Origin of the sequence: Agrobacterium sp. SORGH_AS_0745 (genome assembly GCF_030818995.1) — a bacterium.
GTDB lineage: Bacteria > Pseudomonadota > Alphaproteobacteria > Rhizobiales > Rhizobiaceae > Agrobacterium > Agrobacterium tumefaciens.
Genome location: NZ_JAUTBI010000003.1, coordinates 663477 through 679407, shown reverse-complemented (window position 1 = coordinate 679407; position 15931 = coordinate 663477). Strand labels below are relative to the sequence as shown.

At 61.0% G+C, this 15931-nt stretch carries 14 protein-coding genes; 11 read left to right on the top strand and 3 right to left on the bottom strand.

All coding sequences use genetic code 11. The features are described 5' to 3' along the window. The first annotated feature begins 5 nt into the window (after positions 1–5). From cobN to QE432_RS13010, 5 genes are read left to right on the top strand one after another with little or no spacing between them, the layout of a single operon-like run. Positions 6–3356 carry a cobaltochelatase subunit CobN gene (cobN, locus tag QE432_RS13030; protein WP_306624546.1) on the top strand — a complete coding sequence of 1117 codons (3351 nt, stop codon included), beginning with the start codon at positions 6–8 and terminating at the stop codon, positions 3354–3356. After that, positions 3353–4711, top strand: coding sequence for a precorrin-3B synthase (gene cobG, locus QE432_RS13025; RefSeq protein WP_112153925.1), 1359 nt, complete (start codon positions 3353–3355; stop codon positions 4709–4711). The genes cobN and cobG overlap by 4 nt, the downstream gene beginning before the upstream one ends. Continuing rightward, positions 4708–5340, top strand: a complete 633-nt coding sequence (locus tag QE432_RS13020) for a precorrin-8X methylmutase (protein WP_003516424.1) — start codon at positions 4708–4710, stop codon at positions 5338–5340. The genes cobG and QE432_RS13020 overlap by 4 nt, the downstream gene beginning before the upstream one ends. Next, positions 5337–6104 carry a precorrin-2 C(20)-methyltransferase gene (locus tag QE432_RS13015; RefSeq protein ID WP_111803856.1) on the top strand — a complete coding sequence of 256 codons (768 nt, stop codon included), beginning with the start codon at positions 5337–5339 and terminating at the stop codon, positions 6102–6104. Before QE432_RS13020 ends, QE432_RS13015 begins: the two co-directional genes overlap by 4 nt. Next, on the top strand, positions 6101–6862 hold the full coding sequence (locus QE432_RS13010; RefSeq protein ID WP_038492574.1) for a precorrin-3B C(17)-methyltransferase: 762 nt from the start codon (positions 6101–6103) through the stop codon (positions 6860–6862). Before QE432_RS13015 ends, QE432_RS13010 begins: the two co-directional genes overlap by 4 nt. On the opposite strand, the gene QE432_RS13005 is transcribed toward QE432_RS13010, so the two are convergent. Beyond that, positions 6829–7611, bottom strand: coding sequence for a cobalt-precorrin-6A reductase (locus QE432_RS13005; RefSeq protein WP_306624542.1), 783 nt, complete (start codon positions 7609–7611; stop codon positions 6829–6831). The genes QE432_RS13010 and QE432_RS13005 overlap by 34 nt on opposite strands. Here QE432_RS13005 and cbiE point away from each other — a divergent pair. The 3 genes from cbiE to cobM are packed head-to-tail and all read left to right on the top strand — an operon-like array spanning position 7610 to position 10064. Further along, positions 7610–8887: a precorrin-6y C5,15-methyltransferase (decarboxylating) subunit CbiE gene (cbiE, locus tag QE432_RS13000; RefSeq protein WP_306624540.1), complete on the top strand. Its 1278-nt coding sequence runs from the start codon at positions 7610–7612 to the stop codon at positions 8885–8887. The genes QE432_RS13005 and cbiE overlap by 2 nt on opposite strands. Next, entirely contained in the window at positions 8881–9294 is a 414-nt protein-coding gene (locus QE432_RS12995; RefSeq protein WP_306625937.1) for a cobalamin biosynthesis protein, read from the top strand. Before cbiE ends, QE432_RS12995 begins: the two co-directional genes overlap by 7 nt. Then, positions 9291–10064, top strand: a complete 774-nt coding sequence (gene cobM, locus QE432_RS12990) for a precorrin-4 C(11)-methyltransferase (RefSeq protein WP_111782539.1) — start codon at positions 9291–9293, stop codon at positions 10062–10064. The genes QE432_RS12995 and cobM overlap by 4 nt, the downstream gene beginning before the upstream one ends. On the opposite strand, the gene QE432_RS12985 is transcribed toward cobM, so the two are convergent. After that, positions 10019–11149 (bottom strand): cobalt-precorrin-5B (C(1))-methyltransferase, encoded by a 1131-nt coding sequence (locus QE432_RS12985; RefSeq protein ID WP_013636983.1) that lies wholly within the window; start codon positions 11147–11149, stop codon positions 10019–10021. The genes cobM and QE432_RS12985 overlap by 46 nt on opposite strands. Positions 11150–11208: 59 nt before the next feature. On the opposite strand from QE432_RS12985, the gene cobA reads away from it, so the two are divergent. The 3 genes from cobA to QE432_RS12970 all read left to right on the top strand — a co-directional run bounded on the left by cobA (position 11209) and on the right by QE432_RS12970 (position 14684). Then, positions 11209–11997 carry a uroporphyrinogen-III C-methyltransferase gene (gene cobA / locus QE432_RS12980; RefSeq protein WP_019565976.1) on the top strand — a complete coding sequence of 263 codons (789 nt, stop codon included), beginning with the start codon at positions 11209–11211 and terminating at the stop codon, positions 11995–11997. Beyond that, the gene (locus QE432_RS12975) at positions 11994–13310 is read left to right on the top strand and encodes a cobyrinate a,c-diamide synthase (RefSeq protein ID WP_306624538.1); all 1317 of its coding nucleotides are present in this window, start codon (positions 11994–11996) and stop codon (positions 13308–13310) included. The genes cobA and QE432_RS12975 overlap by 4 nt, the downstream gene beginning before the upstream one ends. Positions 13311–13433: 123 nt before the next feature. Further along, positions 13434–14684, top strand: a complete 1251-nt coding sequence (locus tag QE432_RS12970) for a cytochrome-c peroxidase (RefSeq protein WP_306624536.1) — start codon at positions 13434–13436, stop codon at positions 14682–14684. Here the strand turns inward: QE432_RS12970 and leuB are convergent. Then, positions 14665–15777 carry a 3-isopropylmalate dehydrogenase gene (gene leuB / locus QE432_RS12965; protein ID WP_113556119.1) on the bottom strand — a complete coding sequence of 371 codons (1113 nt, stop codon included), beginning with the start codon at positions 15775–15777 and terminating at the stop codon, positions 14665–14667. The two genes, QE432_RS12970 and leuB, sit on opposite strands and share 20 nt — an antisense overlap. Positions 15778–15931 lie beyond the last annotated feature (154 nt).

The window sequence follows — 15931 nt, the reverse complement described above, 5'->3', positions numbered from 1 at the left end:
TAGAAATGCACATTCTCGCCACCACATCTTCGTCTCTGGACGACCTGATCGAGCCGGTTGATCTCAACCAGCCGCGATCAGATGTGGTGATGCTGTCTTTTTCGGCAAGCGATCTTGCCGGGCTGGAACAGGCATGGCGGCAGGCAGAGGGCGCGCTTCCGTCCCTGTCTGCCGCCAACCTCTCCGAGCTTCGGCATCCGATGTCGGTCGATCTGTGGATCGAAAAGACGGCCGAACATGCCCGTGTCATCCTTATCCGGATTCTCGGCGGCGCAGAGCGCTGGCGCTATGGCGTCGATCAGCTCAGCACGATGGCGCGGCGGCGTGGCATAAAACTTATGCTCCTGCCGGGTGAATGCAGTGAGAGAGACGAAAAGCTCGAAGCGGCCTCGACTGTTGATCGCCAGACGTTGGCGTCCGTCCTCGCCTTCTTCCGCGAGGGTGGGCGGGAAAATATGGACCGGCTTGCCATTGGTCTTGCTGCCCTTGTAAGTGGTGGCGCATGGCCAGATATCGAGGCTCAACCGCTGCCGAAAGCCGGCTTTTACCGACCGAGTAAAGGCGTCGTGGATCAGGCGGAAGCCTGCGCCGGTTTTCCCGCCGGTGCAGCTGTCCTTCCCATTCTCTTTTACCGCTCCATGCTTCTTGCGGCCGATGCGGCGCCCGTGGATGCGCTTTTTAACGCGCTCTCTCAGCGCGGTTTTGCGCCATTGCCGATTTTCGTCAGCGGCCTCAAGGATGGGGAGGCGATCCGCTTTCTCGAAACCGCACTGCCCGAACTCCAGCCCGCCGCCATCGTTGCCGCCACGGCTTTTGCCAGTCAGATGGACGACAGCGGTAAAACCTTGTTTGACCGCCTCGGCGTGCCGGTGTTTCAGGTGGTTATGGCGACGACGCGACGGGACGGCTGGGCGGAAAATGCGCGCGGTCTCAACCCTTCCGATCTTGCCATGCATGTGGTTCTGCCGGAACTCGATGGCCGGATTCTTGCTGGCGCAATCTCATTCAAGCAGATGCGGACTGATGGCGGCATCAGCCTCATCAATGTACCGGAGGCTGATCGCGTCGAACAGGTGGCAAACCGAATCGCTGCCTTTCTGCAATTAAAACAGTCCACGCCACAGGAACGGCGGATCGTCATTCTGATGCCGGATTATCCCGGTGCTGCGCCGGGGCGCACGGGTTATGCCGTTGGTCTCGATGTGCCGCAAAGCGTGCTTGAAATGCTGCGCGATCTGGCCGCGGCAGGATATGTGGTTTCGGATATTCCCGAAACGGCGCGGGCTTTGCTGGATTGTGTCGAGCAGCAGGAAGCGGCTGTCGGACTTTCAGACTATCGTGATTTTCTTTTGGGTTTGCCTGAAGGGGTTGCCGCCTCCGCGGATAGCACGTGGGGTTCGGCCGAACAGGACGACGCACTAGCCGACGGCGCATTCCGTTTTCGCGTCGCCCGTTTCGGCCAGATATTCGTGGCCCTGGCACCGGATCGTGGGCGAAATGAGGATCGGCGGGTGGATTACCATGACCCTGCCCTGCCGCCACGTCATGCGTTGGTCGCTTTCGGCGCCTGGATGCAGCGTGTCGCAGGGGCGCATGCCATTGTGCATGTCGGTGCGCATGGCACACTGGAATGGCTGCCCGGCAAGACAGTTGCGCTTTCCCGCGATTGTTTTCCTGAAATCGTCACCGGGTCTTTGCCGGTGGTCTATCCGTTCATCGTTTCCAATCCGGGCGAAGCGGCGGTTGCCAAACGGCGGATCGCTGCCGTCACGATCGGCCATGTTCCGCCTGTGCTGGTAGATGCCGGGCTTTCGCCGGAACAATCGGCTCTGGAACAGCTCGTCGACGAATATGCGCAGGCGGACGGGCTTGACCGCCGCCGCCGTGACCGGCTGGCGAAACTGATCGTAGAGAAGGCACTGGAAACCGGTCTTGCGGCGGATGCCGGTGTCGGTGCAAAGGACGATGCCGATGCGGCGCTGTCGCGCATCGACGCCTTCCTCTGCGACCTGAAGGACTTCGCCATCAAGGATGGCCAGCATGTTTTTGGCTGCAGCCCCGAAGGCGAGACCGATCTTCTGAGGCTTGAAAGTGCTGCGGCGGAAAAAACGGCGCTGCTTGCCGCGCTCGATGGCCGCCATATTGTCCCCGGTCCTTCCGGCGCACCCGCGCGCGGGCGTCTCGATGTCCTGCCGACGGGCCGCAATCTTTATGCTGCCGATCCGCGCACCATGCCGACGCCGACGGCTTTCGAGCTGGGCCGCATGGCGGGCGAAGAAGTGCTTCGGCACCATCTGCAATCCCATGGCGACTGGCCGAAACATCTGGTTTTTGATCTCTGGGGCAGCGCCAGCCTGCGCAATGGCGGCGAGGATGTGGCGCAGGCGCTGCATCTGATGGGGGCGAGACCGATCCATGACCTGGCGACGGGTCGCGTCACAGGCATCGAGGTTCTGCCGCCGGCCAGTATCGGGCGGCCGCGTGTCGACGTCACATTCCGGATTTCCGGCCTGTTCCGCGACATGTTTCCGGCGTTGATCGCTCTTCTAGACGCCGCCGCCAAGGCCGTCGCGCGGCGGGATGAAGCGCCGGGTGACAATCCGCTGGCGGAAGAGGCGGTGGCACTCGGGCATATACCCGCACGCATCTTCGGTTCGGCACCCGGCACCTATGGTGCGGGCACTGAGGAGAAACTCGCCAGCGGAAAATGGGAAGAACGCGAGGAACTGGGCCAGGCGTATCTGGATGCGGCAAGCCATGCCTTTGGTGGTGCGGATGGGCTTGAGATTTTCGAGGATGCCGGTTTTGTCGAGCTGGTGCGCCGTGCCGATCTTCTCGTTCACACCGGTGACGATCCGGGCCGCGATCTTCTCGACGGCTCTTCCGATGTCGCCTTCATCGGTGGGTTTTCCGCCGCAAAAGCACTCCTTGGCGGCGTTGCCGATATCGTGGCGCTGGATACGACCGATCCCGCGCGTCCGCGCGCGCGATCCATTTCGCAGGCGCTGACGCGCGTTGTTCGGGCCCGCGCCGTCAATCCGCGCTTCATTGCCGGCCAGATGCGGCACGGCCCGCGCGGGGCGGCGGAATTTGCCGAGACGGTTGACCGGCTGATCGGTTTTGCGGAAACCACCCATGCGGTATCTTCCTCGCTGATCGAGGCGCTTTACGACGCCTATTTCGGCAATGAGGACGTGCGCGATTTCATCCTGCGGGAAAATCCGAAGGCGGCGGAGGTCATGGCGACGCGCTTTTTATCCGCCCGTCGTCGCGGGTTGTGGCACAGCCGCCGCAATGCGGTGGATGCGGAACTTGAAATGCTGATCCTGCCCCGTTCTGAAAGGGTCGGCGCATGAGGACGGCCCCTTCCGATCCGGTCCAGCCGTTTGGCCGCCGTGGGACGTGTCCGGCCTTATCGACCCCGATGCTGACCGGTGACGGATACCTGTCGCGCATCGCATTCGAGGCGGATATTGCGCCCCATGATATGATAGCACTTTGCGAACTTGCCGAGCAGCACGGCAACGGTCTGATAGACATCACGGCACGCGGCAGCCTGCAATTTCGCGGCCTGACGCGGGAAAGCGCCTGCGACCTGGAGAATGATGTTCTGGCGCTCGGTTTGCCGCTTCGCGACGGGCTGGCAGTCGAGACCTCACCTCTTGCCGGTCGGGACGATCGGGAAATCGCCGATGGCAGTGCCATTGCGGATGAGATTCGCAGAGAGGCTGCTGCGCTGGCGCTGCATGAAAAGCTCGCCGCCAAAATGTCCGTCATCATCGATGGGGGCGGCCGTCTTTCCATGTGCGATTTGCTGGCCGATATCCGTCTGAAGGCGGTGCGGCTCGATCATCGAGTTTTCTGGCAATTGCTTGTCGGAGGTCCGGAGAGCAAGGCGTTGCGCGCGGGATTTGTTGAGGCCGACAAGGCAGCCGATGTGGTCCTGTTGCTGCTCGTCCATCTGGCCGGCAAAGGACCGCTTGCCCGTGGCCGCGATCTGGATTTGCGGACGATAAAGGCGATTTGCGGAGACCGCCTGGTAGATAGCGAGAGCCAAGGCGAGATGCCTGCGCCTTCCTCGCCCCTGGGGCTGATGGCGGCCGGTGATGGTACCTTTGCTGCCGGTATCACTCCTGCTTTCGCGCAAGTTCGTGCTTCCGATCTGTCGCGGCTCTGTGGACTGGCGCGCGCATTTGATATCGAAACATTGCGGCCGTCGCTCAATCATAGCCTGCTATTTTTCGGGTCGCGGAATGCTTGCGATGCGCTGATGCAAACTGCGGACAGTGCCGGTTTCATCACAAGGGCAGGTGATGCGCGGTCTTCCATCGCTGTCTGTCCCGGCACGCCGGGATGCGCTTCGGCTTTCTTTCCCACACATGATCTGGCGGCCTTTGCATCGCGGGAACTAGCTTCCATGCTCGATGGCTCCTTCACACTGCATCTCTCCGGCTGCGGAAAGGGTTGCGCGCATCCCGCCCCCTCGTTTTTGACCTTTTCCGGCACCGCCGATGGTCTGGCCTTTTCGTTTTCGAGCCGCGCCTGCGACCCGCAGGACGGTATTTTACCTTTCGAGCAACAGAGGACGGCGCTTTCGCGGCTTGCCCGTCTTTGCGAAAAAGAACATAAGCCCGGGGAAAACGCTGCCGACCTGCTTGCCCGTCTGGGTAAGGAGGCAATCGTTGCCGCGCTTCGACAGGATGACCGATGACCGACCATGATTATATTCGCGACGGCAATGCGATTTACGAGCGCTCCTTCGCCATCATTCGCGAGGAAGCGGATTTGTCCGCCTTTACCGAAGATCAGGCGGATATCGCCATTCGCATGATCCATGCCTGCGGGCTGGTGGAAGCGGCCAGCCATTTCCGTTTTTCTCCGGATTTCGTTGTCGCTGCACGTGGTGCTTTGCTGGCGGGCAAGCCCGTTCTGTGCGATGCGGAAATGGTCGCCCACGGCGTGACCCGCGCCCGCCTTCCGGCCAATAATGACGTGATCTGCACCCTTCGCGATCCGCGCACCCCTGAGCTTGCGAAAACGATTGGCAATACCCGTTCCGCCGCCGCACTCGATCTCTGGGCGGAAAAGCTGGACGGTGCTCTCGTTGCTATCGGCAACGCGCCCACAGCGCTGTTCTATCTTCTGGAGATGCTTGAAAAAGGCGCTCCACGTCCAGCTGCCATCATCGGCATGCCGGTCGGTTTTGTCGGTGCGGCGGAATCGAAGGATGCGCTGGAGGCTAGTTTGCTCGGCATTCCCTATGCCATCGTCAAGGGACGCATGGGTGGATCGGCCATGACGGCCGCTGCCGTCAACGCCGTTGCGAGGGCAGGTCTGTGAGCGCGGCTCTTTTCGAAAATTCCAAGGGTAAACTCGTGGGCGTCGGCACCGGCCCCGGCGATCCAGAGCTTCTGACGCTGAAAGCCGTGCGCGCCATCGAAAATGCCGATGTCCTCGCCTTCTTCTGCAAGAAAGGCAGCAGCGGCAATGGTCGCGGTATCGTTGAGGCCTTCATTCGTCCGGGCACACTGGAAATGCCGCTGGTCTATCCGGTAACCGTCGAGAGCGACAAAAATGGCGAGGATTATCGCGGTGCGATCGCCGCATTTTTCGATCAGTCGGCCATGGATATTGCCGCTCATCTCGATGCCGGGCGGAATGTCGCCGTGCTGTCGGAAGGCGATCCGCTATTTTACGGCTCCTATATGCATCTTCATCTGCGGCTTGCGCCTTCCTATGAGGCGGAGGTCGTTGCCGGCATTACCGCCATGTCCGGCTGCTGGTCGATGGCCGGTCTACCGCTGGTGCAGGGTGACGATATCTTGAGCGTGCTTCCCGGCACGCTGGCAGAAGATGTTCTGACAGAGCGTCTGTCCGGCACGGATGGCGCCGTGATCATGAAGGTCGGGCGCAACCTGCCGAAAATCCGCCGGGCGCTGGAAAAGGCCGGCAAGCTTAATGAAGCGCTGTATGTCGAGCGCGGCACCATGGCGAACAGCCATGCGGTGCCGCTGATCGAGCGGGACGCATCGCCCGCCCCCTATTTTTCGCTGGTTCTGGTACCTGGCTGGAAAACCAGACCCGCTGGCGGTGAAGCGCCATGACCGGCAGGCTGGTCGTTGTCGGCCTTGGCCCTGGCAGTTCTGCGCAGGTGACACCGGAGGCGCTCGCCGCGGTTGAGGCGTCGGAGGATTTCTTCGGTTACATTCCGTATCTCGATCGGCTGTCGCTCAGACCCGACCAACGTCGCCATGCCTCTGACAATCGCGAGGAAATCTCCCGTGCCGAACAGGCTCTGCGGCTTGCAGCCGGGGGCGGCAAGGTCTGCGTGGTTTCGGGCGGCGATCCCGGCGTTTTTGCCATGGCGGCGGCTGTTTGCGAGGCGATTGAACATGGCCCGCGCGAGTGGCGCGAAATAGACTTTTCGGTCGTGCCGGGCGTGACGGCCATGCTTGCGGTTGCCGCACGAGCCGGCGCGCCGCTCGGGCATGATTTCTGCGCCATCTCGCTGTCGGACAATTTGAAGCCCTGGGGCATTATTGAAAAGCGGCTGATCGCGGCTGCGGAAGCCGGATTCGTGATGGCTTTCTATAATCCCGTCAGCAAGGCGCGCCCGCACCAGCTTGGCACCGCCTTCGATCTTTTGCGGGCACATCTGCCCGGCTCGGTGCCGGTGATCTTTGGCCGTGCGGCAGGCCGTGCGGATGAGCGCATCCGGGTCGTGCCTTTGTCGGAAGCATCGAGCGACATGGCGGATATGGCCACCTGCATCATCGTCGGTTCGGTGGAAACCCGTCTGATCGAGCGTTCGGACAAAGATCCGCTGGTTTACTCGCCGCGTTTTTCGAAAAGAGAAAGCTGATGGCGGATGGCGGTGAGCGCAGTCGCTATATCCGGCACGTTCGCGCCATCGAGGATTGCGGCGTTCAGCTGTGGCGGCCGCTCGATCATGATAACCGGCAGACCGAGCCGCCTCGCCGCTTCGATCTTACCGTAACTGGCGTTGCCGCCGGAGTTCTTGGAAACCACAGTGCCGATACGGTTTTCCTCCAGCATGCGGATCTCTTCATCCAGCGCAAAAGGGCCGCGCGCTGTAATATAGCGAGCATCCGGCACCTTCAGCGGCGGCTCTACCGGATCAACGCTGCGAATGAGATAGCTGTGTTGGGGGGCGGCCTCGAAAGGGAGAAGTTCCTGCCGGCCGAGCCCCAGAAACACTCGCTTGCCTTCAACGCCGAGCGCGATAACAGACTGTTCGATGGTATCGACCCTCTGCCATTTGTCATCCGGTTGGCGGTCCCAGGCGGGGCGAGAAAGTGCTACAAGCGGAACTTTGGCAAGTCTCGCCGCCTCCACGGCATTTGCGGAAATCCTCGCCGCATAGGGATGGGTGGCGTCGACCAGAATATCGAAATTCCCGGTGCGGATGAAATCCGCCAAACCCGCAGCACCGCCAAACCCGCCACTGCGCATCGGCACAGGCTGTTCCACTGGCGAAAGCGTACGCCCGGCCATGGAAAGCAGGATTCGGTAGCCGGAGTCCATCGCCAGCTTGCCGGCCAGAATGCGGGCATCCGCCGTGCCGCCAAGGATGAGTATGGAGCGTGTCATGACGTCTGAATATTCCGGAACGGGCAACGCTTCCACTCAAAAGAAGGCTTCCACTGAAAAGAAAGGCAAGCCATGGCTTTTCATCGTCGGCATAGGCGAAGATGGGCTGGATGGGCTCGGTCGGAATGCAGTGGCGGCAATAGAGGCGGCCGAGATTGTTTTCGGTGGCAAACGCCATCTGGAACTGGCGGCTGCAGCCATTCGTGGTGAGGCGCGCCCTTGGCCGGTGCCGTTCGATGCGGAGATGAGCGATGTCGTGGCGTTGCGCGGTAGACGGGTCTGCGTGCTCGCCTCCGGCGATCCGTTCTTTTATGGCGCCGGCGTCACACTTCTGCGGCGGATACCGTCGGAGGAGACAGTCTGCTATCCCTCACCTTCAGCCTTCTCCCAGGCCGCGGCGCGGCTTGGCTGGGCCTTGCAGTCGACCGAATGCGTGTCGTTGCACGGGCGTTCCATCGATCTTTTGCGACCGCATCTGCATCCCGGAGCGAGGATCATCGCGCTTACTTCTGATGAGCGCGCGCCCGCTCTCATTGCGGAATTGCTGTCTCAATCCGGTTTCGGCCAGTCGGAATTTGTCCTGCTCGAAGCTTTGGGCGGAAAGCGGGAGAGGCGGCGGCAAATCAGGGCGGTCGATTTTACCTTTGACGACATCGATCCTTTGAACGTCGTGGCTATCGATGTCGTCGCTTCTGAGGGCGCACGCGTCCTGCCTTTTGTGCAGGGGCTGGATGACAGCCTGTTCGAACATGACGGGCAGATCACCAAGCGTGAAATCCGTGCCGTGACTCTTTCATCGCTGGCTCCGCGCCGGGGCGAGCTGCTGTGGGATATCGGTGCCGGTTCGGGTTCGATTGGTATTGAATGGATGCTGTCGCACCCCTCGCTCCGTGCCATCGCCATAGAGCAGCATCCGGAAAGAGCCGAACGTATCGCCCGCAATGCCGAGGCATTCGGCGTTCCGGGGCTTGAAGTCATGATCGGTGCAGCACCTGCGGCTTTTGAAGGTCTGCCTCAACCGGATGCGATCTTCATTGGTGGTGGCGGCAGCGAAACGGGCGTGTTTGAGGCTGTTATGGAGGCCTTGAAGCCAGGCGGGCGGCTGGTTGCCAATGCGGTGACGCTTGAAATGGAAGCGGTGCTGCTTGCGGCCCACGCCAGGTTCGGTGGTTCGATGATCCGTCTCGATGTCTCGCGCGTTGTTGCTGTCGGCTCCATGTCGGGCTGGCGTCCGGCCATGCCGGTGACACAATGGAGTTGGGTCAAGCCGTGGTGACTGTCGCTGGCATAGGCTGTCGCAAAGGCACGGGTTCGGATGCAATTATAGCAGCCGTGCACGCTGCCGAGCTTGCTTTTGGCATGACCGTTGAATGCTTGGCGACTGCGCCGCTCAAGGCAAAAGAAGCTGGTCTTGCGGAAGCGGCGAAACGTCTGGCGCTGCCGCTTGAAATCGTATCGAAGGAACAGCTCGAGGCGGCTGCTTCGAAAACAATGACATTTTCACAGGCAAGTCTTGATCATGCCGGGACGCCCAGCGTCAGTGAAGCGGCGGCAATTGCTGCCGTCGGAGAAAATGCGCGGCTGGTCGCGGCGCGTCTCGTGGTTGGCGATGTGACGGTAGCCATCGCCACGACGAGCGACGCGCGAAATGACCGCGCCATCGAACATGGAGGACAACAATGACGGTTCATTTCATCGGCGCCGGTCCGGGCGCCGCCGATCTCATCACGGTGCGCGGGCGCGATCTTATCGCTGCCTGCCCGGTCTGCCTTTATGCCGGCTCGCTGGTGCCGAAGGCGCTGATCGAGTATTGCCCGACGGATGCACGCATTGTCGATACGGCAGCACTGTCGCTTGATGAGATCGAGGCGGAGTTCGTTGCGGCGGCAAAGGCCGGCAAGGATGTGGCACGGCTGCATTCCGGTGATCTATCCGTTTGGAGTGCCATGGGTGAACAGATCCGCCGGCTGGAACGGCTGGGTCTCGATTATACCGTGACTCCAGGTGTGCCCTCTTTCGCTGCTGCCGCTGCCACCCTGCAGCGGGAATTGACGGTGCCGGAAGTGGCGCAAAGTCTTGTTCTGACCCGTATTTCGGGCCGCGCTTCGAAAATGCCCGAGGGCGAGACGCTGAAAGCCTTCGGTGCGACGGGGGCGACACTTGCCATCCATCTCGCCATCCATGCCATCGGCAAGGTGGTGGAAGAACTGACGCCGCTTTATGGTTCCGATTGCCCAGTCGCCATCGTTGTCCGCGCCTCCTGGCCGGATGAGCGGGTCATTCGCGGCACGTTGTTCGACATCGAAGGAAAACTGGCGGCCGAACCGGTGGAGCGGACGGCGCTGATCTTCGTCGGGCATGGGCTTGCCTCTACGGATTTTCGCGAGAGCGCACTTTATAGTACCGATTATGTCCGGCGGTTCCGCTCCCCGAAGGAAGATGCGAAGGGCTGATGCGACGGCGTGGAGGCGGTGCGTCCCTTGAGCGTGCCCTGACGATCGAACACCAGAATATCAAGCTCGATGCCGGGCACCTTCAAAGCGGCAGCCGCTGTTACCCAGGCTTTTTCCGCAACGATCGCGCCGAGGTCTATCCCCGCGCGTTCGGCCAGCTCAAAGGCGTGAGCAACCATGTTGGCCTGACGAATGGCGAGGGCAAGATTTTCATCTCCGCCAGCCTCGGTTGCGAGTACCGCCAGCGCATCAAGATCGGCCAGGCCTTTCTTGGAATGCACGTCCAGCATGCCCTGGGCGAGCTTGGTCATCTTGGCGACGCCGCCGGCAATGGTTACCCGTTCGACGGGGTGGCTGCGCAGATATTTCAGCATGCCACCGATAAAATCACCCATGTCGATCAGTGCGGTCTCTGGCAGGCCGTACACTGCCTGCCCCGCCTTTTCCGAGGTGTTGCCGGTCGCGCCGAGCAGATGGGTGCAGCCGGTGGCGCGCGCCACATCGATGCCGCGCCAGATGGAGTGGATCCATGCCGAGCAGGAAAACGGGATAACGATGCCGGTGGTGCCAAGGATGGAAATGCCGCCGACAATACCGAGCCTGCCATTCAGGGTCTTTTCCGCGATTTTCTCGCCGTCCCGAACGGAAATCTCGACTTCGAAATCGGCATCGTCACCGGCTACTTCGCGAATGGCGGTTTCGATCATCTTGCGCGGTACGGGGTTGATCGCGGGTTCGCCAGGCGGCAGGGGCAATCCAGGCCGGGTGATGGTGCCGACGCCTTTTCCGGCCTTGAAGGTGATGCCGCTGCCGGGCTTTCCCCGTCGCACGGTGCTTTCGATCAGCGCACCATGGGTCACGTCGGGATCGTCGCCTGCATCCTTGACGACGCCGGCTCTTGCGAAGTTTTCACCTTTTTCCTCGGTGGCGAGAGAAAATGCCGGCCTCGCGCCGCTTGGAAGTTCGACTTCGACAGGGTAAGGAAACTCGCCGGTCAGAAGGGCAGCGCAGGCCGCCTTCGTGGCGGCTGCCGCGCAAGTGCCCGTGGTCCAGCCGCGGCGAAGGGTCTTTCCATCCGTTTCCATATGAATTCCTATAGCCGGGACGGCTATTTCCGTCATCGTTAAAAAAGCAGCCGAGAAGAATGTCGATAGCGCAGGTTTTGAACAGCATCGCCGCAAAAGGTCCGGTCTTTGAGGCCGGGCATGTCTGGCTCGCAGGCGCGGGTCCGGGCGATGTGCGTTATCTGACGCTCGAAGTGGCGCTCGCCCTTTCGCAGGCCGATGTGATCGTGCGCGACGCGCTGGTGAGCGACGATGTCGTTTCCCTCGGGCCCCAGGCTGAAATCGTGTTTGCCGGCAAGCGCGGCGGCAAGCCGTCGGCAACACAGGACGACATCACTGCCTCGCTGATTGATCTCGCCCGACAGGGTAAGAAGGTGTTGCGGCTTAAGGGTGGCGATCCGTTTATTTTCGGGCGTGGCGGCGAAGAGGCGGAGGCGCTTGTCCGCGCCGGCATCCCATTTCGCATCTTGCCGGGCATGACCTCGTCGCTTGCAGCCCTTGCTTCAGCGCGCATTCCCGCCACCATGCGCGGTATCAGCCGCGCTGTTACGCTTGCCACCGGCCATGCCGCCGGGACCGAAGAGGATCTGGATTGGCTGGCATTGGCGAAGACACAGGAACCCATCGTCGTTTATATGGGGCTTAAGAACATAGGCTCGATCGCCGGTCTTCTGATGCAGGGCGGTCGTTCGGGCAAGACGCCGGTCGCCGTCATCATGTCGGCAACGACCGCGCAAGAACGGATTTTCATCGGCACACTGGAAAGCATAGCTGACGATGCAAAACGGGAAAAATTCGAGGCGCCGGCGCTGATCGTTATTGGCGAGATCGTTTCGATGCGCGACCGACTTGGGGTGCCGACCTTATGACCACACGGGCGATCATCATCGGCGCACCGCGCTCTGGATCCGGCAAGACCAGCGTAACAATCGGCTTGCTCAGGGCCTTTGCCCGGCGCGGCATCAAGGTGCGCGGCATCAAGACGGGGCCGGATTATATCGACCCCGGCTTCCATGCCTTCGCCACCGGCACATCCGGCCTCAATCTCGACAGCTGGGCCATGCAGCCGGAATTGCTTCGACACCTTTTGTTGCAACAGGCTGATGGTGCTGACCTCGTTTTGATCGAAAGCGCCATGGGCCTGTTCGACGGTATCCCCGTGGCGGAAAACCGCACTGGTTCTGCGGCGGATCTGGCCCGGCTGTTCGGCATTCCCGTGCTGCTGGTGCTGGATGTGTCGGGTCAATCGCAGACAGCCGCTGCTGTTGCCTATGGTTTTGCCCACTATGATCCTGTTGTCACCATGGCGGCGGTGGTGCTGAACCGCGCCGGCAGCGAAAGACACCGGACGCTGTGCACGGAGGCTATCGAAAAAATCGGTCTGCCTGTCGCAGGATGCGTCATGCGTGATCCGTCACTCATCCTGCCGGAACGGCATCTGGGGCTGGTGCAGGCCAGCGAACATCCGGAAATCGACGCGCATATAGAACGGCTGGCGGATGCGATGGAAAGGTCCATTGATCTCGATGCCTTGCTTTCGCTCGCTGCGCCTGTGGATGTGCCCTCCGGCTCGGTGGAGGCAGCGATTGCGCCGCCCGGCCAGCGCATCGCGCTTGCAGACGACGCGGCTTTCACCTTTCTTTATCCGCACCTCAAGAACCACTGGCATGCAGCGGGGGCGGAGATCGTGCCCTTCTCACCGCTGGCCGACGAGGCACCCGATGAGACCTGCGACATTTGCTGGCTGCCAGGTGGTTATCCCGAACTTTACGCTGGAAGGCTTGCCGATGCTGCCGGGTTTAAAGCGGGCATTGTCCGTTTTGCCGAGACGAAGCCGGTGCATGGCGAGTGCGGCGGCTATATGGTTTTGGGAGCGGCGCTGGAAGACGCCGATGGCGTCACCCATGCCATGACCGGGCTTCTGTCACATGCCACCAGTTTCGCCACGCGCAAGATGAACCTCGGTTACCGGCAGGCTGCAATCGTGGCAGATGGGCCGCTGGGCAAAGCGGGCGAGGTTCTGCGCGGCCACGAGTTTCACTATGCGCGTGTTATCGATCCGGGTCACGATGAGCCTTTCGCTCAGATTGCTGACGGGCAGGGTCGTCCGCTCGGCCCCTCCGGTGGCAGGCGGGGTCTTGTTTCAGGCACTTTCTTCCACGCGATAGCCAAAGCCGGGTAAGCAATTTGGCGTCCGGATGCGGGGTTGCGTCAAAGTGGAGCGGGCTGAGAAAGTTTGTAGTCTGGTGCGATAGGTAAGTGCTATATAGCCACTATCATCCCGAGTTTCCGAAACGCTATTTCAATGAAAAGACTGCGCCTATTCATTTCTGCCGCCCTTGCCGTGGCCATGATACCGGTTCCGCTCGAGATCGGTGCTGGTCAAATGCAGGCTCACGGCGGCGAAGATTATGCAACGCTTGAAAAACTCGGCGCGGCGCTGTTTGATGATGCCAATCTTTCCATGAACCGCACGATGGCGTGTTCCACCTGCCATATGCAGGCGGTGGGTTTTTCCGATGCGCGCGAAAGCGACAAGGTCGGCCGGGACGTCTCTCTCGGCGATGACGGGATGTCGTTGGGCGACCGCAATGCGCCGACTGCAGCCTATGCCCGGTTCACGCCGCCATTCGGCAGGAACGCTGCGGGAGAGTATGTCGGCGGGCAATTCTGGGATGGTCGTGCCTCCCTGCTGGAAGACCAGGCGGGTGGACCACCGCTCAACCCGATCGAAATGGGCATGCCGGATAAAGCCTCTGTCGTCAAACGGCTGAAGGAAAACCCTGATTATGTTGCGGCGTTCGGCACACAGTTCGGCAGCGATGTTTTCCAGAGTGACGAAGGCGCCTTTGCTGCGATGACCAAGGCGCTGGCGAGCTTCGAGCGTTCCGATGAATTCTCCACCTTCGATTCCAGGTATGACCGTTTCCTGCGCGGCGAAGAAAAGCTAACCGATCAGGAGGAGCTAGGCCGGGTTCTGATCTCCTCGACGCAGTTCACCAATTGCAATACCTGCCATGAAATCCGTGGCGCCAAGGGTTTGGAAGACGGCCTCTTCACCAACCACAAATATTTCAACATCGGTGTTCCGGCCAACACGTCGGTCAGGGCAGCCAACGGCTCCAAGCCGGATGCGGTCGATCTCGGATTGGCGCAAAATCCCGCAGTGGCCGGCGATCCGGCTCAGCGCGGCAAGTTCAAGGTGCCTACCCTTCGCAACGTCGCTGTCACTGGTCCCTACATGCACAATGGCGTGTTTAAGGATCTGCGCACGGTGGTGCTGTTTTACGTGAAATACAAAAGCAAGAAACCCAGCCGGCAGATCAACCCTGAAACGGGTAAAACCTGGGATGCGCCGGAAGTGCCTGATAATATCGCCATGACAGAGCTGACTTCCGCACCGGCGCTGGACGACAAGCGTGTGGACGCCATCGTCGCCTTTTTGAAGACGCTGACTGACAAAAGATATGAACATCTTTTGCCAAAGGAAGATGGGCAAGCGACCGTGCCGCCTGCCCAACCGGTTTCGGTGAGTGTTACGCCGAAAGCGCCTTGAATTCTGCGAGAACCGCGTCACCCATTTCGGAGGTGCTGACCTGACGGGAACCGTCGGACATGATGTCGGCGGTGCGGATGCCCTTGTCGAGCACGTTCGCAATTGCAGTTTCGAGCTTCGTTGCCTCATCTACCATGTTGAACGAATAGCGCAGGCACATGGCGAAGGACGCGATCATGGCAATGGGGTTGGCGATGCCCTTGCCGGCAATGTCAGGTGCCGAACCGTGCACCGGCTCGTACATGGCCTTGCGCTTGCCGGTCTTGGCATCCGGTGCACCAAGCGATGCCGACGGCAGCATGCCGAGCGAGCCCGTCAGCATGGCAGCGACGTCGGAAAGCATGTCGCCGAAGAGGTTGTCGGTCACGATCACGTCGAACTGTTTGGGCTTGCGCACCAGCTGCATGCCGCCGGCATCGGCCAGCATATGCTCCAGCTGAACGTCCTTGTATTTCGCAGCGTGGGTTTCGGTGACGACCTGGTTCCACAAAACGCCAGACTTCATGACGTTGCGCTTCTCCATGGAGCAGACGCGGTTGTCGCGTGTGCGTGCCAGTTCGAAAGCGACGCTGGCGATGCGCTCGATCTCGAAGGTGTCGTAGATCTGCGTGTCGATACCGCGCTTCTGGCCGTTGCCGAGGTCGATGATCTGCTTGGGCTCGCCGAAATAGACACCGCCCGTCAGTTCGCGGACGATGAGGATATCGAGACCCTCTACGAGCTCCGGCTTCAGTGAGGAGGCTTCGGCAAGTGCCGGGTAGCAGATGGCGGGGCGCAGGTTGGCGAAAAGTTCGAGATCCTTGCGCAGGCGAAGCAGGCCGGCTTCCGGGCGGTGTTCGTAGGGAACGCCATCCCACTTCGGGCCGCCCACGGCGCCAAACAGGATCGCATCGGCGGCAAGGGCCTTTTCCATATCTGCGTCGGAAATCGCGACGCCATGGGCATCATAAGCGGAGCCGCCGACCAGACCTTCCTGCGTGGTGAAGCCGGCATTTTTTGCGTTGTTCATATAGTCGATCAGCTTGCGGACTTCGGCCATGGCCTCGGGGCCGATACCGTCACCGGGCAGAAGGAAAAGCGTGCGGACTGTCATGAGAACCCTCCTTGGGCGGCGCGCCGGAAACCATCATGAAGGGTTTTCGATTGCGGCGAGCGCGGCGTCAAACTCGTTTCCGTCCTGCCGCCTCACAAGTCACATCGCCAGCCGAACGGGATCGGGGGCTTCTTATCCCCGCCTCAACGGCTTT